This window comes from Pseudomonas sp. NFIX10 (genome assembly GCF_900111955.1).
Classification (GTDB): domain Bacteria; phylum Pseudomonadota; class Gammaproteobacteria; order Pseudomonadales; family Pseudomonadaceae; genus Aquipseudomonas; species Aquipseudomonas fluorescens_AA.
The window spans coordinates 1-25,996 of record NZ_FOKH01000006.1; the positions used below are offsets into that span (position 1 = coordinate 1).

Below are 25,996 nucleotides of genomic sequence, written 5' to 3' on the forward strand. Positions count from 1 at the left end.
AGGCGACGATGCCTAGAGCAAAAACCACCAGGACAATGAGTGAGAAGAACGTGGCAAACCTGGGAGCGAGGTTCATAGTCCTGATGTTCATTTTTTTTATTCTCTTGAAAAAAAGGTCGGTACGATGCTGCTGTCATTCCGGGGTATCGACCAAGACGCTTGGAAATACAAGCCATCCGACAGATGGGCTAGCGCAGCCTCTGGCAAAACGCCAGCGTGCGCGCTTGATGTCTCTCGAGGGAGGCGCGCCGAAGCGCCGGGTGACGGAGCCCGGAAGCGTGATGCGTACCGAAGGACGGATCGTGTGCGCAGACCTGCCCGTCAAATGCGGTGTTTGCGACATTCTTTTCGTCAGTGCCTAGTGTCACACCAGAAAAGCCTCAAATGCCGACAACCCTGGAGACTCCGGAACAGTAAACACCCCCCATTTCTTATGAGCGCGTCATATTTCAATGTTCGAAAAAAACTGCAGAGTAAATTGTGTTTCAATTACGTAACACTGCGCCAACAAACAATAAAAAAATCTGTTTTTAAATTAGGCATATAGCTTTTTCCCCGTTTCTATACCTTGACGCACTTAATAAACTGGTTTTGACTTCACTAACCACTGAAGCAAGGACCCCTGCCATGGCCAACATCGTAATTTGCTGCGATGGTACTTGGAATACGCCTGACCAGCTCGACAAAGGCGTACCAGCCCCCACCAACGTGGTCAGACTGCACAACGCCGTTGCAGCAACCGATGCCAAAGGTATTCCTCAGGAAAAGTATTACCACCCAGGCGTGGGGACCTCCGGCAAGTGGTGGGACAAGGCGATTGGTGGCGGCACCGGAGCCGGGTTGGATGACAACATAAAAAGTGCCTATCAGAAACTGTGCTACAACTACAAAGCAGACTCTGATATCTATCTGTTCGGCTTCAGTCGCGGCGCATATACGGTGCGAAGCCTGTGCGGTTTCATCACCAGTTGTGGCTTGTTGAAAATCGCTGATTTAGAGCCTGCCGAAGTTTGGAAGCGAATAGATCAATTATTGAAACGTGGCTACCGACGCAAACTTGAAGACCGTGCAGATTGGGATGACTTGGGTTGGAAGTTTCACAACAAGACTAGCGCCAGCATTCCGATCCGCTTCCTTGGTGTGTGGGATACCGTTGGTGCATTAGGTATTCCGGACGATATGGCTTTGCTCAACTTGCTTGACGACCGCAACCGTTACACCTTCCACGATACGACTTTGCATAACTCGGTAAAGACCGCTCGACACGCAGTGGCCATGGATGAACGTAGAGCGACGTTCCAGCCAACGTTATGGACCGAAGTGCCAACCGACCAAGACATGAAGCAGTTGTGGTTTCCAGGGGTGCATTCAGACGTTGGTGGTGGCTATCACGAAAACGGCCTGGCAGATGGCGCCTTGAAATGGATGATCGAAGAAGCGTCCTTGTGTGGGCTACAGTTCAATAACGCGATCAATCAGATCAAACCTGATTACCACGACATGATGCATGACTCCTGTGACGGCGTTTTCAGCCTGCTGCCAACCCAGCCGCGTAGCATCGCCAACCTCGTCGCACAACCTGATTGCTTTCACGACTCCGCGCTGAAACGCCAAGACGACCCGCCTATAACCCAACACCCCTATCGACAGTCGCGCCTCATCTCACCGAAACCGCCGGTGTCGCTGGATATCTCGGCACGTTCGCCTTGGAACGAAACGGGTCTATGGCTGGAAGCGGGCGTGAGCTACACCTTCAGCGCATCCGGAGAATGGCTGGACAGCTCCATCAGTTGCGGCCCCGACGGCACCGATGACGGCAACTTTCAGCCTGCGGAAGTTGCACACTTGGTAGCCAGTGCGTTGGGGCAGGTGGAATCCTGGTACGGCAGGCTCTTCAAAAACAGTGATGCCAATTTCCGCTTCACTAAACGTCACGAACAGTACCCCTGGTTCTGCCTAATGGGCGCGATCGCAAACGGCGACGGCGTGGATGCCAAGGGTTATTTGATCAAGCCCGAGAGTTTCAAGATCGGTAAGGGATGCAGCTATGTGCCAAAGCGCTCGGGGTATTTGTATGCGTATGCCAATGATGCTTGGAACTGTTATGGCAATAATCGTGGACACGTGGCGTTGAGGTGGGTGGTTAAAAACCCTTGAAGCAGCATTGCTTGCAGTTTTTACTCGTTCTTAGAGAGGTGCTTGCCCAAAGACAAGGACTTATAGGATGACAAGGAACCTTATACGACGCACCATCGCTACAGGGCATGTCGCATGACATTAGTTAAACGGGGGTTGAAATGGATGTGCCTGGCTTTCTTAAAGAAGAATACCTGACACTTCGCAAAGAAGTGGAAGCGGCTGTCGCCGAATTAGCCTCCCTGGAGCGAAATGCAATACTTGCCATTGCCGCTATTTATTCCTGGCTTGTAACTGCAAAGCTGGCGATCCCGTTTTCATATTTGGCATGGAGCATTCCGATACTGATCTCGCTGTTCAGTGCGTTACGCAGCTTTAATGTTGGCCAACACTTACAACGCCTTAGCGACTACATAAAGAAAATAGAAGTGGAAGTTTCACAAAGCAATCAACATGCAAAAGGCTGGGAACATTTCCATAGCGATAAAACAAAAAACAAACACAGAACAAAAATAACCGTTGCATTCTGGCTGTGTTTAATAGCGGTCACATTGCTAGTTTTTATTGGAGCTTGGCGTGGCTCGATTACAGCCTTAAATGCTGGATAGCAGCGACGCGGTGAAATTTCACAGCATGCTCTACTTTCCTTCTGGCACCGCGCTGCACTTCCCCTGGCTACGTGGTAGCGCTGGAGAAAAGCCCACAAAAGATAATAGGCGGACCGAAGTTTAACGATAATGCGCGCTTTGTTCACTCCGAGGCGGCGTATTTCAAAGGGGAGGAAGACACTCGATATAATACGGCCCATCACATCGAGCAATTCCAGACATTCGACAGCAAAGCCATCTTCGTCCCGCATATTCTCCAAAACGGAGTATTGCAGGGCGACAGCGTGGAGGGCGCCCCCTATCTGGCCAAAACTCACTGCTTTGTCTACAACGTCTATGCAGCCGATGCCCTGGCAGGGGAAGAAATCGGTCCACTTCTCCACCTCAATTCATGCCTGATTTGCATGAGCCATATGCGAATAGGCAGTCTTATCCGATACGGGGCATGAGCGCATATTTCTCCATGTCGACCGCAGTGGTCATTCACCGGAGAATTCAAATGTCGCGCTTGCAAGGTAAACGCACGCTCATCACTGGCGGCACCAGTGGCATCGGGCTGGAAACGGCAAAGCAATTCTTGGCTGAAGGTGCTCGCGTGATCGTAACGGGTGTCAACCCCGATTCGATTGCAAAGGCCCAGGCCGAATTGGGCCCGGAAGTGCCGGTGCTGCGCGCCGACTCGGCCAGAGTTGCAGCACAAAAGGAGCTGGCACAAGTCATCAAGGAACACTACGGCCAACTCGACGTTGCCTTCCTCAATGCCGGTGTATCCGTCTGGCTGCCCATTGAGGAATGGACGGAAGATATGTTCGACCGTTCTTTCGACATCAACGTCAAAGGGCCGTACTTCCTGATGCAGGCGCTGTTGCCAGTCTTCGCAAATCCTGCTTCCGTCGTGTTGACTACTTCCGTAAGCGCGCATGCAGGCGCAGATCGCTCGTCCGTGTATGCCGCAACGAAGGCCGCATTGCTGAACATGTCGAAGACGCTCTCGACCGAATTGCTGGGCCGTGGCATCCGTGTCAACGCAGTGAGCCCTGGCCCCGTCGAGACTCCGCTTTACGACAAGCTCGGTATTGCGGAAGCTTATCGCGAGCAGCTTAACAAAGAGATCGCGGCAACCATTCCGCTTGGGCGCTTCGGGACCTCCGACGAGGTGGCCAAAGCCGTGCTGTATCTGGCATCCGACGAGTCGCGCTGGACGGTCGGCTCTGAAATCGTCCTTGACGGCGGCCGCCTGCTGAATGGCTAAGCGCGCAACTCAAGAATTGCGCGAATGCAACATCGCCTGGGCTGAGTTAATCAGGTACTGAATGCCCGCCTCAGCCCTTAGCGGCGAACGAGTCCAATCCAGGCGGTGCAAACAGCGGTACGCGGGAAACTTCTGCCGCTGTTTCCGCAGGAATCGGGAACATGACGAATTCATCAAAAAGCGCTCTGATCATCATTGAGTATGTCAACCATTGGCTGGCCCCAACGGGTGGCATCAACAGCCTATTCCGAGTGGGCCTGGCGAACTAATGGTCCTAGGCTAGAGTCAATGCTTCTGGATATTTTTAGAGGATGGAGCAATGGCCACTACCTACAGCGCCCCTGGGATCATGATCGTCGATGTCAACGGATACGCCGATAACGCCTACGACATGGTCATACAGCCCGACGGCTCAGTATTGGTCGCCGGTCTCTCCTACCACGCGCTCGACCTGGACTACGGCCAAGACTTTTCCTTGGCCCATCTCAACACCGATGGCAGCGTGGATTCGACCTACGGCAATGCTGGGCGGCTGGTGATTCATAAGCAAATCCCCATCGAAAAGGACTATAGCCTTCGCGTCCAGACTGACGGGGCGGTGGTGGCGGCCCACGAAGGGCACGATAACACCCCCATCGTCCAGCGTTGGGGCCCGGACGGTAAAGCCGATGCCATGTTCAACACCAATGCCCAGGCCAGCCTGTCCAGCGGGTTCGGCCACGCACCGATAGTCGAAGTCAACTCTGACGGCAGTGTGCTGGTGGGGGCCGTCGAGGGCAGCACGCTGAGAGTGACGCAGCTGCATGCCGACGGCACACAAGATCTCTCCTTCGGCACAAACGGAATCCTGACATTGCAGGCCCCTGGAACGCTTGATTTCGTGCTAGGCCTCACCTCCCTGGCGGACGGCGGCATACTCGTCCAAGGTGCGCCGAACTTTCATAACAGCTTGCTCAAATACACAGCTGGTGGAGAACTGGACACCCACTTTGGCGTCAATGGCATCATGGAGATCGATGTTGGCAGCTACGGCGGCGGTGTGGCGGTGCAGGACGATGGAAAAATACTGCTATCCAACACGACCTCTTTCGATGACTTCACCGTGCTGCGTTTCAACGCCGATGGCAGCCCCGACGTCAGTTTCGGCAACCAAGGTTCGGTCAGCATTAATCTGCCTGGCGATTACGCCGCAGGCAAAGCAATAGCGGTGCAGGACGATGGCAAGATTCTGCTCGGAGGAAGCGCTTTCGCCAATGGCGGCAGTGATTTTGCCGCGGTTCGGCTAAACGCCGATGGCAGCCTGGACAGCACTTTCGGCAGCACGGACGGCAGCACCCGTTTGGTGGGTTCGTCCGGCAGCGATGTATTGGAAGGCTTGGGTACCAATGAAATCCTGCGCGGCCTGGCAGGTGACGATGTGCTGCAAGGCAATCTCGGCCGCGACTTGCTCTCCGGCGGTGCGGGAAATGACGTATTCCGCTATGCCAGCGTAACAGACAGCTTTCGCACCGATGACAGCAGTGGCAGCGACCGCATACTCGATTTCAATCCCACCGAGGATCGCATCGACCTCAGTGCCCTGGGTTTCACCGGGATCGGGAACGGATACGACGGCACCGTGTTGATTGGAAATAACGCAGACGATACCCGCACCTATCTGAAAAGCTTCGAGGCCAATGCCGACGGCCAACGCTTCGAGCTGGTGCTCGATGGAAACTTTGCCGGACAACTCGACGCCAGCAACCTGACGTTCAGCACAGCGAGCGTCGCCCGCTCCAGCGTCGATAGTGCTGCGCTCCCCGGGGATCTTTCCGCGCCTGAACCTGTGGAACTGACGCTGATAGGCACCGTAGATCCCCATACTTATAACGTGGTCTGATCTGTTGCCCGGCGCTGTGTGCTTACCGTATCTGGTACAGCACAGCAGCCCCTGGCTTGGCCTCGAAAGCCGGCACGGTGCGCTGCTCAAGTGGCATACCCTTGGCGTCCCAAACCAAGGTGTCCGATGGATACTCGTCCTTGCGGGTCATGGCGTCGATCTGCTTGACGATCACCTCCGAGCTTGAAGGCACCTCGGGGTTCCATTCGAATACGCCAACTCGACCGTAGAATACAGCCGGCGCGTCGACATCAAGGCGCCGGTCGGGACACATGACCAGGCCGCGGTCAAGCATCACCCGTAACGCGCCGACAGGCACCGCCCTCACCGTGGGCGCGGTGCGTTCGGTGCTGTGGCCCGGGCAGACATTGGCCGAGCGAGTCACCATGTCCTCGACCACTTGACGATCAGATTGAGCCTGCGCCGAAAAGGCAACGGCAGACAAGGCGAGCACTACAAGATTTGACTTCCAGAGCACGCGAAACCTCCTATGGAAAAAAATACTCCAACGTTCAGACCGCCCCCCATGTAAGAACCGTCCGGTGCCAAGGGGCACTCTTCAAGACTACCAAGACATTAGTTTGTTCCACTTGCTGATTGATAACCCTAGCCCTGACTACCGCCATTCATCTGCATGCACAGACAGGTTTGAGAGGAGCACGTTGTGCCCCGTTGATCATCGCAATATCTTTAGAGTGAGAAACCCGAAGGACAGGATCCTGGCATTCAGATCTCGCTCATGCTACGTCACAGATGCCCATACTTAAGCAATGTGCATTGCACAACCGGCCCCTAACACGCCGCCCCTCGCCATTAAAAGCAAACCTTTAAAAGGAATTTGATTGTCATGACTGCACTGGATACCGCATTTCACAAGCTGCATCAGAACGGGCTGCTGGTCTTGGCCAATGTGGCCGATGCGGGCGGTGCGCGCATCGTCGAACGCCTGGGCGGCAAGGCGGTAGCGACCAGCAGCGCGGCCATGGCCTGGTCTCATGGTTATCAGGATGGCAACAAGTTGCCTCTCGACCTGCTGAGCACCACCGTCAAGTCGATGGCACGGGTGCTCAGCGTACCGCTCACGGTGGATATCGAAGGCGGCTACTCCGATGACCTGGAGCAGGTCGGTCGAGTGATCAACACAGTCATCGCCGCTGGGGCGGTCGGGATCAACATCGAAGACGGCCTGGGCTCTCCAGAGCTGCTGGGTCGCAAGATCGACGTTGCGAAAAAGGTGGCAAACCAGGCGGGCGTCAAGTTGTTCATTAACGTACGGACCGACGTCTACCTGAAGAACCTTTTCCCTGCCGAACAACGCCTGGGGGAACTCTTGAAGCGCACCGCACTGTATTCCAGCGCCGGGGCGGACGGCCTGTTTGCCGCTGGCGTGGTCGATTCAAACGAAATTGCCACCCTCTGTCAGGAGACCAAACTGCCAGTCAACCTGCTGTCCCGGGACGGACTGCCCTCCCCCGACGAATTGAAGCGTCTGGGCGTCAGACGACTCAGTGCGGGCTCCAGCATCGCCGAGTTTCTGCACGGTGCCATGGGAGCATTGGTCCGCAGTTTCTTGGACAACGGCCAACTCGACACCCAAACCTTGAAAGCCCACACATACGGCGAATTGAATGCTTTGATGGCGGTGAAAACCGAGTAATGCTGTCCTGCGGACGAGGCCAAACGTTCGTATCAGGGTGTGGCCATTGCCGCGAAGACGCCATGGTCACCATTAAGCAACCGGTTTTGCAGCGGTCGGCAGTCATGTACTTGTTCAACAACTGATCGTGCAAGGTTCTTTTACGACCCGGTCAGGCCTTGCACGCGCGAGATAAATATCAAGGCCCTCCTGGATAAAGTTTTCGCAGATTTCAAATTACTGTACCCGCCCCGTCGAGGTTAATCCTACGGAAGAGGCATTCGAAGCAATGAACTTCAGCGCAGAAATCATTTGCTCCAATCCCGAAAGATTCTGTAAGCACCAGAGACGGCGGCAACCGCTCATTACATTTCCCCTCCAAGTCAGGAATTTTCGCTGCAACGCGAATACATGGAATTCGATGTGGTCATTGTCGGCGCCGGCCCCGCAGGCCTGTCTGCCGCTTGCCGACTGAAACAGAACGCCGCCGAAGCCGGTAAGGAAATCAGCGTCTGCGTGGTCGAAAAAGGTTCCGAAGTCGGTGCGCACATCCTCTCCGGCGCGGTGTTCGAGCCCCGCGCCCTGAACGAACTCTTCCCGGACTGGAAAGAACTCGGCGCATCGCGGCCGAGGCGATCGATTGTGTGGACCGTCCGGTTACACAGGGCGACCACGTGCATGTCGAAGCACTGGATGCCACGTTCGATGTCATTGATGTAGGTGGTCATACCCTTGGCCATATCGCCTACCGCACGGGGAATGCGCTGTTCTGCGGTGATACCTTGTTCGCCGGCGGCTGTGGGCCCGCGACCATGGGCGATCTCCTTACTTTCCTTTAGAAGACCGGGCGCACCCTTCAATTTTGTAGAGCTGGTCATTTCGCTGTCCATATCATTGCATGTCGTGGATAATTTATCTACCGTAGACGAATATTCCACACTTGTCGGTGATCGTCATGCCCGTCATCACAGAAATCGTAACGCTGCCTTCGCCTGCGCCCGGAAGCCAGCATCAACTAATCAAGCATCGATTCACAGGCGGGAGCGGCGGGCGTAGCGCCTATATTCAGGCCGGCCTGCACGCCGACGAACATCCCGGATTGCTGGTGGTGCAGCATTTGTTACAGCGCTTGCAGAGGTTGGAACAAGAGCAGCGCATTCTTGGGGATATTGTGATTTGCCCTTTCGCAAACCCTGTCGGATTAGGACAAAACGTATTCGGTTATGTGACCGGGCGCTTTAATCTGGCTAACGGGGAAAACTTCAACCGCAACTTCCCAGATGCCACCCAGGCACTAGCGGAAATCGTTTCGCCACTCACCGGGCAGCGTTCTGACAGAGCACAACTCAAGGACCTGCTCGGTCAATCGCTAAGCAGCCTTGCGTTACGGGAATGCGTGGCAAGCGGCAAGCGAGCCCTGCTCCAAGAAGCGTTCAAACACGATCTGGTGCTTGACCTGCACTGCGACACCGCTGCCGTGATGCACCTCTATTGCATCAACGACCAACGCAAACGCGCTGTCGACCTCGCGGCGTGCATGAACATCGGGACAGTGTTCCTAGAGGATGAAGCGGGCGGCCAGCCGTTCGACGAGGCGTACAACAAGCCCTGGGGAATGCTCGTCGAAAATGGCTTGGCCTCTCCAGAGCAGAGGGGCTTTGCGGCGAGCATCGAGTTGCGCGGACAGGCGGATGTCGATGACGAACTGGCACGGGAAGACGCCGAAGGCATCTTGCGCTTCCTGGCTCTCGAGGGTCTGTTGGCGATGGAGGTGCCAGAGCCGGACGTGCATCGGGTAGAGGTGTATCCGCTGGAGGGCGCATCGCATTTACAGGCAAACGGCAACGGCCTGCTCGTGTGGAAAAAACGTCTTGGCGAAGCTGTGAGCCGCGATGAGCTGATCGCCGAAATTGTGCCGCTTGATGCGCCCTTGGGCACACCGCGAATTGCGGTGAATAGCGATGTCGATGGCGTCGTGATTGTGCAACCTCTTTTCAAGCTGGTCCGCGCAGGACAGCGCGTTGCCTTGCTCGCCAGCAAGACCCCCCTTCCGCACCGTCAACCAGGCAAGCTGCTGCAGCACTTCTAATCAAATACTCAATCAGGACGTCTCATGGCAATCGACAATCAAACCTTCGCCGAGCTGTTCGGCGCCATCCAGCAGGCCCACACGGAGCTACGTCCTGGGGTTTCCGTAACTCCGCTGACCTATAGCCCGCGTCTGTCAGCCTTGAGCGGAGTCGAGCTGTACCTCAAGTGTGAGCACCTGCAACACACGGGCTCGTTCAAATTCCGCGGTGCCAGCAATAAGGTCCGTTTGCTGACCCAACAGCAGCGCCAGCAAGGCGTAATCACCGCATCTTCCGGCAACCATGGCCAAGGTGTGGCACTGGCGGGCAAGGCCGCCGGTGTGTCAGTCACAGTGTATGCAACCACCACGGCTTCGGCGTTGAAGCTGGATGCGATCCGCGCGTTGGGTGCCGAAGTCGTCACCCTCGATACCGATCCGCTGAGCGTTGAACTGGAGGCCGCGCGCCAGGCGGAGCGTCAGGGCACGTTGTTCGTCTCGCCGTATAACGACCTGCAAATCATCGCGGGCCAAGGCACGATCGGCATGGAAATTCACGAACAGTTGCCGGAAGTCGATGCCGTGTTCGTAGCGGTCGGTGGCGGCGGTATGGTGTCGGGCATCGGCACGGCGCTCAAGCACCTGAGCCCGAAGGTCGAGATCGTCGGCTGCTGGCCGGAAAACGCCCCGACGATGGAACGTTCCCTGGCCGCCGGCGAAATCATCGAAATGGATGAACTGGACACGCTCTCCGATGGCACGGCAGGCGGTATCGAGCCTGGCAGCATCACCTTCCCCCTGTGCCAGCGCGTCATCGATCGCACAGTGCTGGTCAGTGAAGACGACATCCGCGCCGCCCTGAAAGCGGTTGCGCGCTATGAGCGCTGGATCATCGAAGGCGCAGCCGGAGTCGCACTTGCCGGGGCCCTGAAACTAGCTGGCGATTATCAAGGCAAACGGATCGCCGTGGTCCTGTGCGGCCGCAACATCCTGCTCGAAAAATTCGTCGGAGCCATCCAGTGAACGTTTATAGCCAACAACAGATCATCAGCGCATTGAACCTGACCGAGGCGGCCCAACAGGTCGCGCAAGGGTTCGTCGCTTTTTCAAAGGGCAAGGTCAAAGTCCCACCGGTACAGAATTTCGTTTTCCCGCAAGCCAACGGCGATTGCTGTATCAAATCGGCCTGGGTCGAGGGTGAAGACACTTTCACGGTGAAGATTTCCACCGGCTTCTATGACAACCCTTCCAAAGGGCTGGAAAGCAACGATGGTCTGATGCTGGTGCTGTCCGCTCAGACCGGGCAGCCTCTGGCGTTGTTACAGGACGGTGGCTGGCTCACCTGCATCCGCACCGCCCTCGCCGGGCAGATCGCCGCGAAAGCATTGGCGCCATCGAACATTCAGGCAATCGGCATCGTCGGCACCGGCATGCAGGCGCGCATGCAACTGGAGCAGTTGACGGCCGTCACAGATTGCCGCGACGTCATCGTCTGGGGGCGCAGGCAATCTGAACTGGATGCCTATCGCGACTTTGCAGAGGCCTTGGGGTTTGGTGTGGAAACGACGCTGAACGCTCAGCAGCTCGCGCTCAAGGCCAATCTGATCGTCACCACTACACCTTCTCGTGAGCCACTGCTCAAGAGCGAGTGGATTCGCCCAGGGACACATATCACCGCCGTGGGTGCGGATACTTTGGGCAAACAGGAGCTGGATCCGGCATTGGTTGGCCGCGCTGATGTCATCGTCGTGGACTCGATCGCACAGTGCAGCCAGTACGGAGAAATTTCTCATGCGCTTAAAGCCGGGCTGATCGACAAGGAACAGCTGCTGGAGCTCGGCCAGGTGTTGGCGGGTGACGTAAGCGGGCGCACCAACGATCAGCAAATCACCATCGTCGATCTCACCGGTGTCGCGGTACAGGATGCACAGATATCCCGCTGCGCACTGGAGTCCTGCGCCCAAGCGTGAGGGCCTGACTTTCAATCGCTTTACTGCCACTGCAACAGGCGTTCCGGCTCGGTCCGGGACGCTCATCGACCTTCTTTAACGGGCGACTTGCCGGAGATCTGGATCATGACTGTAAAGCCGTTGTTGCGTTGGACTACCCTCTCACTCGTTTGTGCATTTGTCGCTCCGGCGACATTCGCCCAGGACACCCTCAGGATCGGTATCGAAGCGGCGTATCCTCCTTTCGCTTCGAAAGCCGCCGATGGCCAGATCGTCGGCTTCGATTACGACATCGGCAACGCGCTTTGCAAGCAGATGGAGGTCAAGTGCGAATGGGTCGAGCAGGAGTTCGATGGCCTGATTCCCTCGCTGAAAGTGCGCAAGATCGACGCGATTCTGTCCTCGATGACCATCACTGAAGACCGCAAGAAATCGGTGGATTTCACTGACAAGTATTACCAGAGCGCAAGTCGCATCGCGATGAAGAAAGGCTTTGCCCTGAGCAGCAACTTCAGCGAACTGAAGGGCAAGCGCATTGGCGTGCAGCGGTCCAGCACCCATGACCGCTTCGCCACTGAAGTGCTGGTGCCCACAGCCGCAGAAGTTGTGCGTTATGCCACGCTGAACGAGGCGTATCTCGATCTGTTGGCAGGTCGTCTCGATGCGGTACAGGGCGATGACGTCGCTGTGCAGTTGGGCTTTCTCGATACCGACAATGGCAAGGGCTACGCCTTTGTGGGGGAGCCATTGCGCGATCCGAAATACTTCGGTGATGGCGTGGGCATTGCTGTGCGCAAAAATGATCAGAACCTGGTAAGCCGTTTTAATAGCGCGATTACCGCGCTCAGGGTTAGTGGCGAGTATCAAAAGATTGATCAGAAGTACTTCAGCTTCGATATCTATGGGCAATGATCGGTGCTGAGACATCGGGAGCGGACTTGTTCGCTCCCATCCCTCAGCCTCTCGATCAGGCGTCCCGGAACGCTTTAACGTATTTGTAGACGGTTGCGCGCCCCATGTTCAGGACGTTGGCAACATAATCGTGGGCGCTTCTACCGTCGAAAGCCCCTTCGTGAAACAGAGCCTCGATCAGGTCGCGTTTATGGGCCCGAGTCAGGCTGTTGAGCGCCAGGTGTCTGTCCTGCAGCCAGCGGTGCAGGAATGTGTTGATACGCTCTTGCCAGTCGTCACGAAACAGCGCTTCGGGCTGGGTGACCATTCGACTGGCCTGGAAGAACAGATTCAGCGCATCCCGCGCCTGCTCCAGTACTGAATAGTTGAGGTTGATACACAGCGCCACTTCGGGCTTACCTTGACCGTCCAGCAGGACACTGGTGATAGACCTTACGCGCTGGCCATCCCAATTGAGTTTTTCGTAAGGGCCCAAGCTCAATTGCTGGCTCAGATCGCCACCGACCTCTTCCAACGCCGAGTCGTCGCCGATCTTGCGCTTGGAGATATTGTTGGCGATGTGCACGACCGTTTGCGTCGCCAAATCGTGCAGCACCACCTCTGCATGTGGAAACAGCAAAGTGGCCATGCTGTCGGCGATGGTCTTGTAGTTGATCAGGCGGCTGGCGAAGGCGTCGCGCGTTGGGCTCATGTCGGGTCCGATTGTCAGAATGCGTACCATCATAAACGAATCATAGGTAAAAACCGGAGTGAGTGGATGTGGACTTATTGGCGCGATGACTTCGCCGAATACGGCGCCTGGTCAGGTGATGACACACCGGTGTCTGGCGTGCATTTCCATGATGAACATCAACTCACCTTCGTGATCAGCGGATGTCGATTCTTTCGCATCGGTGGCGAGCGCATCCATGTTCCGGCGGGTTCCTGCCTGCACATCCCCGCAGGCTGTCCTCACGCCAGCCTGGCGGAAGTGCAGTCTGGGACACGTTGCCTGAATCTCTACATCAGCGACCTCGAACTAGGCGCTCAACCGCATGTGCTCACCTTTCGCCCCGGTGCCGACACGTACGCCAGCGCTATTGGTGCGCTCTTTCATGCTAACGATGCGATTATCCCAGCAGAACCAAACATTGCCCGATTGGCTGCAAAAGTCGGCCTGAGTCGCGAAGCATTCACCCGCAAGTTCACTCGACAGTTCGGTATACCGCCTCACGCCCATAGTGTCGTGGCCCGCTTGAACGATGCCCGTCGCCAGCTCCGGTCTGGAGCGGCACTGGCGGATGTCGCAGCTGCCTGCGGCTTCTGCGATCAAACCCATTTGGCGCGGCATTTTTTCCGGGTGTTTGGCACGACTCCTGGGGCTTACCGGAAAAGCCTCGGCCGGTCACAAACGTACGAGAGATGAGTCCGGCCATCACGGTATCTTCCCCGACTGCAGAGGAGTCGGGAATGAATCAAATATTGTTGCTGCTCTGCGCCGGCATTGTCGGCGGAGTGGTCAATGCCGTAGCCGGGGGGGCGACGTTGATCACCTTTCCGATCATGCTGATGGGCGGATTGCCTCCGGTGCTGGCCAATGCCACCAACGCAGTTGCCATCGCACCAGGGCATTGGCTTGCGGCACTGGCCGACAGACGCAAGATGCCGCCTATGGATAGGCAACTGATCGGGTCATTGGTCGTTGCCTTCTGTGCGGCCATGGTCGGCTCAGTCCTGCTGCTCGCGCTGCCGAGCGAAGCTTTCATGTTGCCGGTACCGGCGTTGATCGGCTTCGCCACTGCACTCTTCGCGGTGGCGCCGATGCTCGGCCGATGGTCGATGCATCGGCGTGCATCCATTTCCTCGAAAGGCGCGTTGCCCGCGCTGATACTGAGCTCACTGTACGGCGGCTTTTTCGGCGCAGGCCTCGGCATCCTGCTGTCCTCCGTCATTGCGTTGAGCGAGCCGCAGGACATCCGCAAAATCAAGGTTCTGAAGAATCTCATTGCAGGCAGCGTGAGCCTGGCGGCGGTCTTGGTGTTCATCGTCAAGGGCGCCGTGATTTGGGCCGCAGCCCTACCAATGCTCATTGGCGCGCTGCTCGGCGGCTATGCAGGGGGCCACCTGACCCGCTGGTTGCCAGGCTGGCTGGTACGCGCAGTCGTAATCGGAACAGGCGCGCTCATGACCGTTTTTTACGCTTGCCATTATTGGTTCTAGACCATCGCGGCTGGGCGAATCCGGTTCGTCGGCTCGAGCTTTATGTTGCCGATCCACACGCTCAGTCCAATCGATTGCTCTAACGATACCAATTGTTATGGACACATCAGTCAATAACAGCTATTTTTCTTGACATGGCTAGACCTACACAATTTGACCGCGACGTTGTATTGCAGCGAGCCAGCAGGATTTTCGCCCAGCATGGGTACGAGGGTACGTCGACCGAGGACCTGTTGAAGGCGATGGGGGTGGGCCGGCAGAGCCTTTATAACGCCTTTGGCGACAAGTGGCAGTTGTATCTCGAAGTGCTCCGTCAATATACGAGCGAGAGCGTGGGTGACCAGCTCCGCACGCTGAACTCGGTAGCATCACCAGTCGACGGGATCAAGGCGCTGCTCCTGCGTATGGTGAATGATGCTGCTTCCGACCCCGCGCCCTCCTGCCTAGGGATAAGTGCGATTTGCGAATTCGGAAGAGCGAATTCGGAAGTGGCCATGATCTCCGATATTGCATCGCGAACGCTGGCAGCCGCGATTTCGGCACGCGTGACCGAGGCACAGCGCGCCGGAACGCTATCTAAATCCACCCGGCCAGATGATTTGGCTAGTTTTATCCTAGCAACATTGTCTGGCATCAAGGTGGCGGCGCGCGCCGGCGCATCCCGGGCAACGCTTGAGGGAATCGCAAAGACAGCTTTGCGTTGCATCAGCTAGTATTTTTTTGACCTGATATGGACTGAACGGTCAAGTATTAGTGGCTCTAAAAGGAAACGTCAATGAACGCGATCCAGCTATTTCAACATGGTGGACCTGAGCATCTCGTCTGGCGCAACGTACCCACGGGAGAACCACGCGCAGGAGAGGTTCTTGTTCGGACGACAGCTGTCGGCGTGAACTTCATGGATATCGGCGTACGAAACGGCCAACTTTGGCGGGATCAGCCGTTGCCTTTGATTCCTGGCGTAGAAGGCGTAGGTGAGGTGATAGCCCTTGGCGAAGGTGTGCAATCGCTGACTATGGGCGAGCGTGTTGCATGGGTGTACGCGCAAGCAAGCTATGCGGAGCACGTCATTGTCCCGGCTGATTCGCTCGTATCCGTGCCCGCGTCGATTCCAGACGACACTGCGGCAGGCTTAATGATGCAAGGCGTCACTGCCCATCATTTCGCTACCCGGTTTTACGCAGTCAAACCGGGCGACGTCGCACTCGTGCACGCAGCGGCCGGCGGCGTAGGTTTGCTGCTCACCCAGATGATCAAGCTGCGTGGCGGACGGGTGATCGCACGTGTCTCGTCGGCTGACAAGGAAGCCATAGCACGGGCAGCTGGCGCGGACGACGTGATAGTGTCGTCGGATGGCCGGTTTGTCGATGAAGTAATGCGGCTGACCGCGAACGAAGGTGTCAATGTCGTCTACGACGGCTCTGGTGCCGCGACCTTCCAAGATTCCATGGGATCACTTCGCCACCATGGCGTGCTGGCATACTACGGCCCTATCCTCGGTAGCCCGCCATCGATCAACATCGCGGCGCTACCGCGAAGCATCATGATCGGATTTCCAAAGTTCAGCGATCACATCGCGACCCGCGACACGTTGTTGACGTGCGTGAACGAACTGTTCGAATGGGTCGGCAGTGAGCGTCTGAAGGTGACGATCGGCCAGCGCTACCCCCTTAGAGAGGCGGCTCGTGCGCATATCGACCTTCAATCGCGACGCAGCACGGGAAAGCTGTTGCTGATTCCATGAGGCGTGTTCAGTAGCATGAATGCGTCCTTGGCGTTCTAGGTCACAGTGCTCGGGGCGGATGCTCATCTTTAGAGGGCGCGGCCATCCGACTTTGTGTCCTGAATCTACCCGGGCTCTGTCCCGACCAGCGCTTGAAGGCGATGCTGAACGCGGTGTCGGACTGATAGCCGATGCGTTCGGCAATGTCGACTAACGATTCCTCCGAGTGGCGAAGTGCTGTACGCGCGACAGTCATCCGCCACTGGTTGAGGTAGTCCAGCGGCGGGTTTCCGACCAGTCGACGGAAATGCGCGGAGAAGGCGGTTCTTGACATATTCGCCACGGACGCCAATTGATCAACCGTCCAGCGTTCGCCTGGACGACCATGCATCAGCGACAAGACCTTGCCGATGCGCGGATCGGCAAGTGCCCCAAGCCACCCCGGCGGTGATGGCGTGACCTTCAGATAGGCTCGCAATACATTCACCAGTACCAGGGCGGCCAGACTGCTCTGTGCCACTTCTGCGCCCGGTTGCATCTCACTCACCTCGTCCTTGAGCAGGTCGAGTAGCAGGGAAAGCGCAGTGGTGCCCGCATCGTTCCTGCGTAGGTGAATGATTGGTGGCAGGTGCCGGAGAAGAATTTCATTGACATCATCCTCGAAAGTGAAGCGACCGCTGGCCAGGCTGACGGCGGGGTAGTGTTCTGCGCAGTCGCCTTGATACCGGACGACCCCGTCATTGCTACGGATGGAGCGATAGACCTGTGGTCCATCGAGCGGGGATCGCGATGGATCGCTAGCGGAGCAGAACGGCTGCCCGCTCGTCAGCATATAAAAATCGCCTTCTTCGAGTGTCAGCGGCGGCCAGGCGTCCTCGATCCACAGATGGAAACGACCAGCCAGCACACCGCCGAACTTGATGTGTGAATAAGCAGGAAAGCGGAAGGCCCAAGCCCCGCGCCCTTCGAAGCGGGAAGACAGCGTGCTGCTTACCCGAAATATCGACAACACATCTGAAAGTGCGTCCATTTGTACGATCGATTAGAAAATAGGTCGTTTTGATTATACAAAACCTGGCTTGGGGCGGCGACTATTAGGTATGCCCTCGTCAGGACGGTGCAAACAACGCACCACTACACGTCCGCGTTGCGCAGGAATCTGCGCTCATTCGTGGTCAAGCGGCGCTTGTACTGCCGGTTATCCCACGACGACCTGCGGCAATCTTTCGCTCGAACAACTGGAGTAACTCTCATGAAGGCCTGGCAACTGGATGGACTGGGCGGGCCATTCCGTCTATGCGAACGATCTCAGCCGCAACCGCGGCCAGGTAGCGTTGTCGTGCATATGGAGGCCTCCGTGCTGATGTCCTACATGAAGGACTACGTCGAGGGGAAGCTACCGGTCTATCGCGCGCCAGAAATCCCGTTTATCCCCGGCGGTAACGGAGTGGGCGTGATTCAGGCCATTGGCGAGAACGTGTGGCACTTGAAGGTCGGTCAGCGGGTGGTGATTTCGTCGCATCTCGTCGCCCACGAAAACGTGCGAGATCCGGGTCAAATTCTGGTCGGTGTAACGGCTCAAGGACCGATCGGGCGGCATATGCAACAGGATTGGCCGGACGGAACCCTCAGCGAATATGCGGTGGTTCCCGCGAGCCTTGTGACGCCAGTTGACGGTTTGGAGCAGCTCGATGCGGCGCAGCTCGCCGTGACGATGCGACATGTTGTGCCCTATGGGGGCTTGCTTCGCGGTCGCCTTGCCGCGGGCGAGACCTTGCTCGTCTCCGGTGCGACTGGCGCCTACGGGAGTGCCGGGGCACTGCTGGGTCTGGCGATGGGAGCTGCTCGCGTGATTGCACTGGGGCGCGATCGCAGGAAGCTGGACAAGCTCGCGACAGTAGCCGACAAGCGCCTGACTACGCTGGTGGCGACGGGTGACATGGCGAGCGATGTCGAACGGATTCATTCGCTCACGGGTGGAGGTGTGGATATGGCTCTCGACATGGTCGGGGGCGCGACTGATGCCGGCGCGACCTTGACTGCATTACGCAGCTTGGTTGACGGTGGCCGGCTGGTGCTCATGGGCAGCATGGCAGTGCCTTTGCCGTTGCCTTATACCGAGGTCATGCTCCACGCCTGGGAAGTGATAGGCAACTTCATGTATTCACGCGATGCGTATCGGCGCCTGCTGGAACTGATTCGTAGTGGTCTGCTTGATATCTCCGCGATTCGGCCGCGCGTGTTTTCGATAAGAGATCTACCAGAAGCAATGGAAGCAGCGCGCCGAGCAAGTGGCCTCGAATGTGTCGTCATCAATCACAGGAAATAAGGAAATGAACCATGCATCTACTTCATCATGCTTTTCGGCTGTACATAGAGCCCAGCGAGTTGGAAGCCACTGTTGCGTTCTACGAGCAGCTGCAAGACAAGAAGTGCGAACGGCGTCTCTCGTTCGCCGAGCGTGGAATTGAGGTTGCCGTGGTCGGAGCATTCGTTTTGCTCGCTGGCAGCGAAGCAGCGTTAGCGCCAGTGCGCACATCGACGGCGCTGCTCATGGTTGATTCGCTCGATGAAACTCTTGACTGGTTGCGAACGCAAGGCACCACCGTGCTACACGAGCCGCAGCAGGCGCCGGAAGGGCGTAACGCTACCGTGCGGCATCGCGATGGGCTGGTGGTCGAGTACTACCAGGCAACGACGGCCACTTAAAATCGGAGGCGTTACCGTGCAATATGCCGCGCTCGGCCGAACCGGTGTGTTGGTGTCATGGTGCTGGCAACAAAGCTCAATGGGCGCATGGGGCCAGGCGCCACGACGTGGGCGGTCTCGCCTTCACCTGAGCCTCTTACGAAGATTACCGCTGATGCCAACCTTCAGGAGTTCGCCCTCGTCAGTGATGATCTGATAAAGGGCCTGGGGTCGTAGGCACAGCTGTTTCGGCATCAGAGAAGCGAATTCCAGGAGCCAAGCACACCCCGGCGCACTACGCACGAATCGATGCACAATCTGCATAAGCGGCGGAAATTGGTTCAATCATCCACGAACCAATCCTCTTTAATCCCCTGAACCAACCCGACGAACCCTGACTTATTGGCCCCCGCCGCCGCTGCTCCTGAGTAATAGCTAAGCACATAGCGCTAATCCCGAGGCGAACCAATTTCAATTGGCATCGCGCTTGCACTTACCCTTTTGCCTCGATCTCCTGCCTACAGTCAGCTCGGAGCCTTTTTTTATACTCTGGCGCGAGCACCACGATGCAAAGGTTCGCCCCTGATACACCCATCGACAACACTTCGAAACTAGCGCTGAATGCCTTGCGGCAGATGGTCGCGCAACATGCTGCCTTCCCGCACCGGGCATTGCCGACCGAGCGGGACCTGGCCGCCGATTTTGGCCTCAGTCGCCGGGCCATCCGGCGGGCGCTGTCGGTGCTGGAAGCCGAAGGACAGATCTGGCGGCGTCAGGGCAAAGGAACCTTCGTCGGCCCTACTCCACCCAGTGCGGCCATGAGCTTTGCCCGGTTGTCCGGGCGGACTAACTTCAGCGAGGTTATGGAAGCGCGCCTGCATCTGGAGCCGGCACTGGCATCCCTGGCGGCGGTTCGAGCCAACGGCGACCAGATAGCAATTTTGCGCCGCCTTGCCGAACGCACCCGACACCAACAGGCCGCCGAGCCTGCCGATGCCGAGGGCATTGAGCTGTGGGACAGCGCCCTGCATCGCGGGATCGCCGAGGCCGCAGGTAACCGCCTGATGCTGGATATCTTTGAAATGCTCGATGCGATCCGGCTCGACCCGGCCTGGCGTGACCTGCGTCAGCGGGCTCGCAACGCCGACCGCCTCGACACCTACAGCCACGACCACAACGACATTGTCGACGCTATCGAAAACCGTGATCCGATCAAGGCTGCCACGGCCATGCGTGGCCATTTGCGCGCGCTGCAACAGGCGCTGGACAACGTCATCAATCAAGACCTGGAGGCAAGTTTATGAGCACCACAACTCAGGCCACCGACACGGTATTGAGTGTCAGCAACTTGACCGTGTGCTTTGCAGGTGCACCCGCCAATGTCGTGGACGGCGTCTCGTTCTCGGTCCAGCGCGGCAAGACCCTGGCCATCGTCGGAGAGTCCGGATGTGGTAAAAGCGTTACGTCCATGGCGCTGATGGGCGAGTCCGGCTCGGGTAAATCAACCCTCGGCCGCCTGCTGCTCAACCTGCTCAAACCTACGGCGGGCGACGTCATTTATGAAGGCCGTAACCTGGCCAACCTGACCCCGGAAAAGCTGCGCCAGGTGCAGCGGGATTTGCAGATCATCTTTCAGGATCCGTTTGCCTCGCTCAATCCGCGCATGACTGTGGAATCCATCGTCGGTGAGCCAATCTGGCTGAACAGCGATGCCAGCCGCAGCGACCGTCAGGCCAAAGTCGCCGAGTTGCTGCGCACCGTGGGCCTGGCGCCTGAATCTGTTCAAGAACCATCAATTCCTTGCAGTGGAGAGCCTGCCATGAAAATTGCACGCGTCATGACAGGAACCTTGTTATTGCTGGCCGCCAACGCCGCCTTTGCCGAATCCACCCTGCGCATCGGCATTCAGGACGATCCTGATGGGCTCGACCCGCATCGTTCGCGTACCTATTTTTGCGGCTGAACTCCAAGACATTGCTCTGATAAAGGGAACGGCCCACCAGCAGGATGACCACCAAAATCAAGCAGAAATTCGCCAGCAGGGTGATTTGCTCTGTATGGTCAAAGTAACAATGCGCATGGGCACAGCCTCGTCTGAATGGGCAGGAAAGAAAACGGGTGGCACCCGCCACCCGAGGCCCGTCAAAATGTCGTAGCAAACACTAACTGGCTGTAGACGTTTTTGTCGTTGTTACCCAACTGGGTACCGCCCTGCCCTGCGCTCTTGTCTGGCTGGTAGATACCGATCAATGGCATCACGGTCAGGTGTTCATTGAAGTGCCATTCGGCATACAGATCGACTTCATGGCCATCGGTGTTGCCCAATTTTCGGTCGAGGGTGTCGTAATTGAAGTACAACGCGCCTACGGTCAGATTCTCCAAAGGGGAGACCTTCAGCGAGACGTTCTGGATACGCGAATTACTGTTGAAGGGGCCGGCATAGTTACCCGCCACTTCACCCTGGAACCAGGTGCCATAACCTCGGCTCATGCCGTAAAACAACGTGTCATAACCTTCTGAAAAGCGGCTGTAGCGGTAACTGGCGCTCGGACTCCACATCACATCAGCAAAGGTCCATCCTGCTTCCAGGTACCAGGCGTCCTCATTTGCCGCATTGGGCTTGTTCTGCCTGGCGTATTCACCGGACAAAAACAGATTCTTCACGCCCGCATTGCCCGTTGCGCGAATGCTGTAGGTTTTCATGCCGTCACGCTCGAGCTGCAGCGGCGAGGCGTACGGCTCGCGGATATCGGTGGTGTTGATGTACGTCAGGCCAACAGTCCCCGCCTCGGCCACGTGTTCCAGCGTACCGACGTACATCTCGGTATCGGCCTGCGCTCGGTTATCGGATTTAAGCCACATCAGATCGCCACGCCAGCCTTCCTTACCGCCGATCCGCAACACGGCGGTTTTGTGAAAGGCCTTACGCGCCGCCAGGTAGTAAGCGCCGCCACGATTGAATTGGCCGTCGGCGGTGCCGCGACCTAAGTTGAGGGCGTCGCCCTGAATCAGGAAACCGTCGCCCACTACAATATTCTGTCGACCGAATGACAGGTCAATGCCGTCCTTGCCAAGGGCTTCAAACAGATTGCCCGAACGCCACCCCAGATAGGCATCCTCGATCTTGGTCGTGCGTTCAGAGCCATCGGTGAAACCGGCCGCGTCGCCATCTCCCCACGTACCTGAACTGAGCAACGAGAAGGCACCATATGCTGTCCCCGCACTTCCCAAACCCTGATCGCCGCTCACGCCATACTTGATGTAACCCTCCCGCCATGAGGACGACCCCGGCTGCAATCGGCCGGAAGGTGCGTAATTTTCCTGACTGTGGAAAGCGCCGAACACCGCCTCCAGGTTGGCATTCAGGTGAGTGTCGCCTTGAGCATACAACTCGTAGGCACCCGCGTGAGTTGCAGTGCCGATAAGGGCTGCGAGTGTGCAGAAGCGGAGCATGGGATATTGGCGCATGGACGCATTTCCAATTTTTTTTAGAGTGGAGCGGTGCGTTAAACAGGTTGAGAATTAACCTTGCATTTAAATACCGCCAAGGAGTGCTGCAGTCGTTTCGACAGTTAATGCGATCCACTAATTATTATTAAAGCTCTATCGGCGGCAGACGCCACGCAGACGTAGCAGGCCACGATAGTGCACGGACAGACTATACAATCGGCCGACACTGATCTATCCGCTTTATCGGTCAACTTCATCCTGGAAATCAGCGCCTGATATTTTATTCACATCAATAAAAATCGTAATGACTCAAAGCACAACTTTTCGGACAGATGAACTCACTTCCTGGCTATCCACTATTATTCATATACTATTTTACCCACATAAAGCATGATGTGCCCCCTCAGCACCAACGCGGTGCAAACCCTATGATCTAATTATCTGTTACGGGCCTTCCCGCTTTATTTTTCCGGTAACATATTGCCGGCGGCCGCCATATAGGTTGCCAAAGCGTCAGTAAAGCTACTGCGCCAGATTTTTCGGGCTTCGCGGGCAATCCAGTCCTTGGCAGGTGCGATTTTTGCTAGCTAATCCTTAACCTCTCTTAAGCGGTTCTATCGAACATGGACACCAGGAAATTGCTGCTGGCCGTAAGGCTGGCCGAAACCCTTCATTTTGGGAAAGCCGCAGAACTTGAAAATATGGCGCAATCAGGCCTCAGTGCGCAGATCGCCAAGCTGGAAAGCGAACTGGGTTTTCGCCTTTTCGTGCGCGCCAACCGCACAGTCGCGCTGACAGAAGCAGGTGAAATATTCATCAAAAAAGCGCGCGTGATCCTGGCCGACATGCACAACTCAATCGTCGAATGCAAAGCGCTTTCCGACAACAAACGCTCTGTGCTGAAGGTTGGCATGTTCGGGGATCAGGCGGCGGAATACACCCATCCGATGTTCGCCCTTTTTCAACGGTTGAACCCGGATATCCGACTGGTATTCATTGAGTTGCAAATGACCAATCAGGTGCAATCCCTGGTGGGCGGCCTTGTCGATGTGGTGCTGATGCGCATCCCGACTCATGATGCGCGGCTGGAGTACGTCGAGCTGTTCAAGGAGCCTCGAGTTGCTGTCGTTCCCGCGACCCACGAACTGGCATCGCTGGCTGCGCTGACCGTAGCGGATCTGCTCGATAAACCCTTTGCCATTCCGGCCGAGGGGGCACCGTCTGACCTCATCTCGTACTGGAGTCTGGCAGACGTTAGAAATGAGCCCAGCAAAGTGGCCGCCACTGTAAAAACCATACCTGAGGTGATATTGGCAGTCGCCTATGGGGGCGCCTTTGATACCTTCCCGTCGTCCTTAACGAAAGCCTATAACCACCCAGGCATTCGATACATTCCTATTGAGGACGTCTCACTCAGCGCGATGTCACTTGCCACCCTGCAGGGCAATCGAAGCCCCGGTGTCAGGGCGCTGCGCTATTGCGCAGAGCAGACGTTTGAAATCAGTTTTTCGCAGTAGTCGGCTATTGCTTTCCGCCCTTTCCTTACGCACTGACTGCGACTCGGCACCGACGGCCCGCCCACACCCATCACAAAGCGTGATTGATCAATCAGTTTCGGCGTATTGAAACCCCGCTCGGATAGTCACATTATCATGATGCGGCCACAAAAACGCTGCGACTAAGGTTTAAATATCTTTGCGTGAACGATGAAAATAACAACGTCTGTCCGAACCACTTAAAAAATAAAATAATAGGGGTCGAGATGAAAAAAAATAAAATCGTTGTACTGTTGCCCGTTGACACACGCCTCAACAGAGATGCAGTCAAATGACTGACACCACAGTTTCCTCCTGAAATTGCGCCGAACGACATAACAACAAGAATTTTTGCCAATTCAAAAAGTGCACCGGCTATTTGTTCTTTGCCCCTCAGGCGAAAACAGTTCACTGCCCGTGCACCACTCAATACTGCCGAATAAAACAATCGCATTGCTGCAATGGACCGCTCACCAGGCCACCGGGATCACAGCAATGCAGAATGGTATTCCGCGTGGAGGATGTGATGCAAAACCATGATCAAAAAAACAACTTGAAAACAAACTCGCTGGGCGTGTCCGACATTGTATTTTTTGTTGTCTCCGCCGCCGCACCGCTGGGCGCTACACTCGGTGGTTCACCGGCGGTTTTTGCCATAGGCGGTAGCAGTGCACCAAGTCTCTATTTGTGTGCATCGGTGATCCTAATGCTATTTGCCATCGGGTTTGCCGCAATGAGCCGCTACGTCGTCAGTGCTGGCGGGTTTGCCGAGCTGGTTAGAGTGGGCATTGGCAGCACCGTGGGCCATGCGGCCTCCGGTATCGCCATTCTTGCTTACATCTGCATGCTGGCCGGTATTTACGGCGCGTTCTCTGCGTTTAACTCGGAGCTTGTAAAAAACTATACGGGTATTGATTTTTCTTGGCAGCTGAGCGCCTTATCGGTGATTGTTATCGTAGGTATTTTTGGCTACCTGGACGTGAACATATCCGCGAAGGTGCTTGGCGTGTTAATGATACTGGAGGTGTTGATTCTTGTCGTATTCGATATTGCGGTACTGACTCAGGCAGATCCAGCGGCGATGAATTTTGCCAACTTCATACCCAAAGACTTCAGTGCTCCAGGTCTGGGTGTCGCACTGATGTTTGCTTTCTCCTGTTTCGTGGGTTTCGAATCAACGACCATCTACGGTGAAGAGGCGAAAAACCCTCATACCACTATCCCGCTTGCCACCTACATCGCAATTGCCCTGATCGGCGTGTTTTATACTCTTAGCACGTGGTGCCTGAGCATCGCCTACTCGGGCAGTGATGTACAAGCCGTCGCAAGCGGCGACTTGATTAATTTCGTGTTCAACATGAACACCAAATTTGTAGGGCTATGGTCAACCCAACTCATGCAGGTACTCGCCGTCACCAGTCTGTTCGCCGTGCTGTTGTCATTCCATAACGCACTGTGTCGATACCTCTTCGCCCTTGCCCGTTCGAACTTTCTGTTTAACGCGTTGAGCCGCGTACACTCCAAGAACAGCAGCCCTCACGTCGCAAGCTTGGCGCTCAGCGTCATTACTTCTCTAATACTGTTAGTATTTATGCTCGCTGGCGCTGATCCGATTGGCAATATTTTCATGTGGATGGTCGCTCTCGGTACGCTCGCCATACTTGTGCTGCAATCGATGGGCGCGATCGCCGTTATTGCCTATTTTAAAAAGACCAAGCAGGGCTTCCTGTGGCAAGGCCTTATCGCGCCACTGTTGGGCGGCGCAGGTCTGATCTTCGTGGTGATACTGGCACTTACGAACTTCCATGAGTTGACGGGTTCCAAATCTGAGCTGGTTGGTTATCTGCCCTGGCTGGTTCCGATTGCAGCCGCTGTAGGAATTATTAACGGGAAACGCAAGGCCGCCAACTATACGACGAACGAAATCCCGACGTCGGCCTGACCTGGAATAAGTAACGCCG

Annotated in this window: 22 protein-coding genes and 3 pseudogenes; 21 read left to right on the forward strand and 4 right to left on the reverse strand. The window is 56.4% G+C overall.

Annotation, left to right across the window (positions count from 1 at the left end):
* Nucleotides 1-627: 627 nt before the first annotated feature.
* The 4 genes from BM321_RS07155 to BM321_RS31140 all read left to right on the forward strand — a co-directional run bounded on the left by BM321_RS07155 (nt 628) and on the right by BM321_RS31140 (nt 5,875).
* On the forward strand, nt 628-2,157 hold the full coding sequence (locus tag BM321_RS07155; RefSeq protein ID WP_092442014.1) for a DUF2235 domain-containing protein: 1,530 nt from the start codon (nt 628-630) through the stop codon (nt 2,155-2,157).
* Between the two features lie 140 nt (nt 2,158-2,297).
* A complete protein-coding gene (locus tag BM321_RS29570; protein WP_139230468.1) occupies nt 2,298-2,744 on the forward strand; it encodes a hypothetical protein in 447 nt (148 codons plus the stop codon).
* A 499-nt stretch (nt 2,745-3,243) separates the two neighbouring features.
* The gene (locus BM321_RS07165; RefSeq protein ID WP_092442015.1) at nt 3,244-3,996 is read left to right on the forward strand and encodes an SDR family oxidoreductase; all 753 of its coding nucleotides are present in this window, start codon (nt 3,244-3,246) and stop codon (nt 3,994-3,996) included.
* A gap of 319 nt (nt 3,997-4,315) precedes the next feature.
* Nucleotides 4,316-5,875 carry a M10 family metallopeptidase C-terminal domain-containing protein gene (locus BM321_RS31140; protein ID WP_092442016.1) on the forward strand — a complete coding sequence of 520 codons (1,560 nt, stop codon included), beginning with the start codon at nt 4,316-4,318 and terminating at the stop codon, nt 5,873-5,875.
* 22 nt (nt 5,876-5,897) lie between these two features.
* Here BM321_RS31140 and BM321_RS07175 read toward each other — a convergent pair whose 3' ends face one another.
* A complete protein-coding gene (locus BM321_RS07175) occupies nt 5,898-6,353 on the reverse strand; it encodes a hypothetical protein (protein WP_092442017.1) in 456 nt (151 codons plus the stop codon).
* A gap of 369 nt (nt 6,354-6,722) precedes the next feature.
* On the opposite strand from BM321_RS07175, the gene BM321_RS07180 reads away from it, so the two are divergent.
* The 7 genes and pseudogenes from BM321_RS07180 to BM321_RS07205 all read left to right on the forward strand — a co-directional run bounded on the left by BM321_RS07180 (nt 6,723) and on the right by BM321_RS07205 (nt 12,440).
* Nucleotides 6,723-7,532 carry an isocitrate lyase/PEP mutase family protein gene (locus BM321_RS07180; protein WP_092325883.1) on the forward strand — a complete coding sequence of 270 codons (810 nt, stop codon included), beginning with the start codon at nt 6,723-6,725 and terminating at the stop codon, nt 7,530-7,532.
* A 375-nt stretch (nt 7,533-7,907) separates the two neighbouring features.
* Nucleotides 7,908-8,132: pseudogene (locus BM321_RS07185) on the forward strand (NAD(P)/FAD-dependent oxidoreductase); the annotation flags it as partial.
* Nucleotides 8,133-8,140: 8 nt separating this feature from the next.
* Nucleotides 8,141-8,314 (forward strand): annotated as a pseudogene (locus BM321_RS31210) (hydroxyacylglutathione hydrolase); the annotation flags it as partial.
* A 143-nt stretch (nt 8,315-8,457) separates the two neighbouring features.
* Nucleotides 8,458-9,600 carry a succinylglutamate desuccinylase/aspartoacylase family protein gene (locus BM321_RS07190; protein WP_256573396.1) on the forward strand — a complete coding sequence of 381 codons (1,143 nt, stop codon included), beginning with the start codon at nt 8,458-8,460 and terminating at the stop codon, nt 9,598-9,600.
* Nucleotides 9,601-9,624: 24 nt separating this feature from the next.
* Nucleotides 9,625-10,602: a threonine/serine dehydratase gene (locus tag BM321_RS07195; protein ID WP_092442018.1), complete on the forward strand. Its 978-nt coding sequence runs from the start codon at nt 9,625-9,627 to the stop codon at nt 10,600-10,602.
* Nucleotides 10,599-11,549, forward strand: a complete 951-nt coding sequence (locus tag BM321_RS07200; RefSeq protein WP_092442019.1) for an ornithine cyclodeaminase family protein — start codon at nt 10,599-10,601, stop codon at nt 11,547-11,549. The genes BM321_RS07195 and BM321_RS07200 overlap by 4 nt, the downstream gene beginning before the upstream one ends.
* 105 nt (nt 11,550-11,654) lie before the next feature.
* Entirely contained in the window at nt 11,655-12,440 is a 786-nt protein-coding gene (locus BM321_RS07205) for an ABC transporter substrate-binding protein (RefSeq protein WP_092442020.1), read from the forward strand.
* A 55-nt stretch (nt 12,441-12,495) separates the two neighbouring features.
* On the opposite strand, the gene BM321_RS07210 is transcribed toward BM321_RS07205, so the two are convergent.
* Nucleotides 12,496-13,131, reverse strand: coding sequence for a helix-turn-helix transcriptional regulator (locus BM321_RS07210; protein ID WP_092332651.1), 636 nt, complete (start codon nt 13,129-13,131; stop codon nt 12,496-12,498).
* A gap of 66 nt (nt 13,132-13,197) precedes the next feature.
* Between BM321_RS07210 and BM321_RS07215 the strand changes: the two genes are divergently transcribed.
* The 4 genes from BM321_RS07215 (at nt 13,198) to BM321_RS07230 (ending at nt 16,383) form a co-directional block, all read left to right on the forward strand.
* A complete protein-coding gene (locus tag BM321_RS07215; RefSeq protein WP_177345116.1) occupies nt 13,198-13,845 on the forward strand; it encodes an AraC family transcriptional regulator in 648 nt (215 codons plus the stop codon).
* A gap of 44 nt (nt 13,846-13,889) precedes the next feature.
* Nucleotides 13,890-14,639, forward strand: a complete 750-nt coding sequence (locus BM321_RS07220) for a sulfite exporter TauE/SafE family protein (RefSeq protein WP_092442022.1) — start codon at nt 13,890-13,892, stop codon at nt 14,637-14,639.
* A gap of 134 nt (nt 14,640-14,773) precedes the next feature.
* Nucleotides 14,774-15,352, forward strand: coding sequence for a TetR/AcrR family transcriptional regulator (locus tag BM321_RS07225; protein ID WP_092332556.1), 579 nt, complete (start codon nt 14,774-14,776; stop codon nt 15,350-15,352).
* A gap of 62 nt (nt 15,353-15,414) precedes the next feature.
* Nucleotides 15,415-16,383, forward strand: coding sequence for a quinone oxidoreductase family protein (locus tag BM321_RS07230; RefSeq protein WP_092442023.1), 969 nt, complete (start codon nt 15,415-15,417; stop codon nt 16,381-16,383).
* A gap of 40 nt (nt 16,384-16,423) precedes the next feature.
* On the opposite strand, the gene BM321_RS07235 is transcribed toward BM321_RS07230, so the two are convergent.
* The gene (locus BM321_RS07235) at nt 16,424-17,392 is read right to left on the reverse strand and encodes an AraC family transcriptional regulator (RefSeq protein WP_092442024.1); all 969 of its coding nucleotides are present in this window, start codon (nt 17,390-17,392) and stop codon (nt 16,424-16,426) included.
* A 222-nt stretch (nt 17,393-17,614) separates the two neighbouring features.
* Between BM321_RS07235 and BM321_RS07240 the strand changes: the two genes are divergently transcribed.
* The 4 genes and pseudogenes from BM321_RS07240 to BM321_RS07260 form a co-directional block, all read left to right on the forward strand.
* A complete protein-coding gene (locus BM321_RS07240; RefSeq protein ID WP_092442025.1) occupies nt 17,615-18,691 on the forward strand; it encodes a quinone oxidoreductase family protein in 1,077 nt (358 codons plus the stop codon).
* 11 nt (nt 18,692-18,702) lie between these two features.
* Nucleotides 18,703-19,071: a VOC family protein gene (locus BM321_RS07245; protein WP_092442026.1), complete on the forward strand. Its 369-nt coding sequence runs from the start codon at nt 18,703-18,705 to the stop codon at nt 19,069-19,071.
* A 545-nt stretch (nt 19,072-19,616) separates the two neighbouring features.
* Entirely contained in the window at nt 19,617-20,354 is a 738-nt protein-coding gene (locus BM321_RS07255) for a FadR/GntR family transcriptional regulator (protein WP_092442028.1), read from the forward strand.
* Nucleotides 20,351-20,827 (forward strand): annotated as a pseudogene (locus tag BM321_RS07260) (ATP-binding cassette domain-containing protein); the annotation flags it as partial. The gene BM321_RS07255 and the pseudogene BM321_RS07260, both read left to right, overlap by 4 nt.
* 365 nt (nt 20,828-21,192) lie before the next feature.
* Here BM321_RS07260 and BM321_RS07265 read toward each other — a convergent pair.
* Nucleotides 21,193-22,518: an alginate export family protein gene (locus tag BM321_RS07265; RefSeq protein ID WP_092442029.1), complete on the reverse strand. Its 1,326-nt coding sequence runs from the start codon at nt 22,516-22,518 to the stop codon at nt 21,193-21,195.
* A 605-nt stretch (nt 22,519-23,123) separates the two neighbouring features.
* On the opposite strand from BM321_RS07265, the gene BM321_RS07270 reads away from it, so the two are divergent.
* Together BM321_RS07270 and BM321_RS07275 are read left to right on the forward strand one after the other, a co-directional pair.
* The gene (locus tag BM321_RS07270) at nt 23,124-24,017 is read left to right on the forward strand and encodes a LysR family transcriptional regulator (RefSeq protein ID WP_092442030.1); all 894 of its coding nucleotides are present in this window, start codon (nt 23,124-23,126) and stop codon (nt 24,015-24,017) included.
* A 544-nt stretch (nt 24,018-24,561) separates the two neighbouring features.
* On the forward strand, nt 24,562-25,977 hold the full coding sequence (locus BM321_RS07275; protein WP_092442031.1) for an APC family permease: 1,416 nt from the start codon (nt 24,562-24,564) through the stop codon (nt 25,975-25,977).
* Nucleotides 25,978-25,996 lie beyond the last annotated feature (19 nt).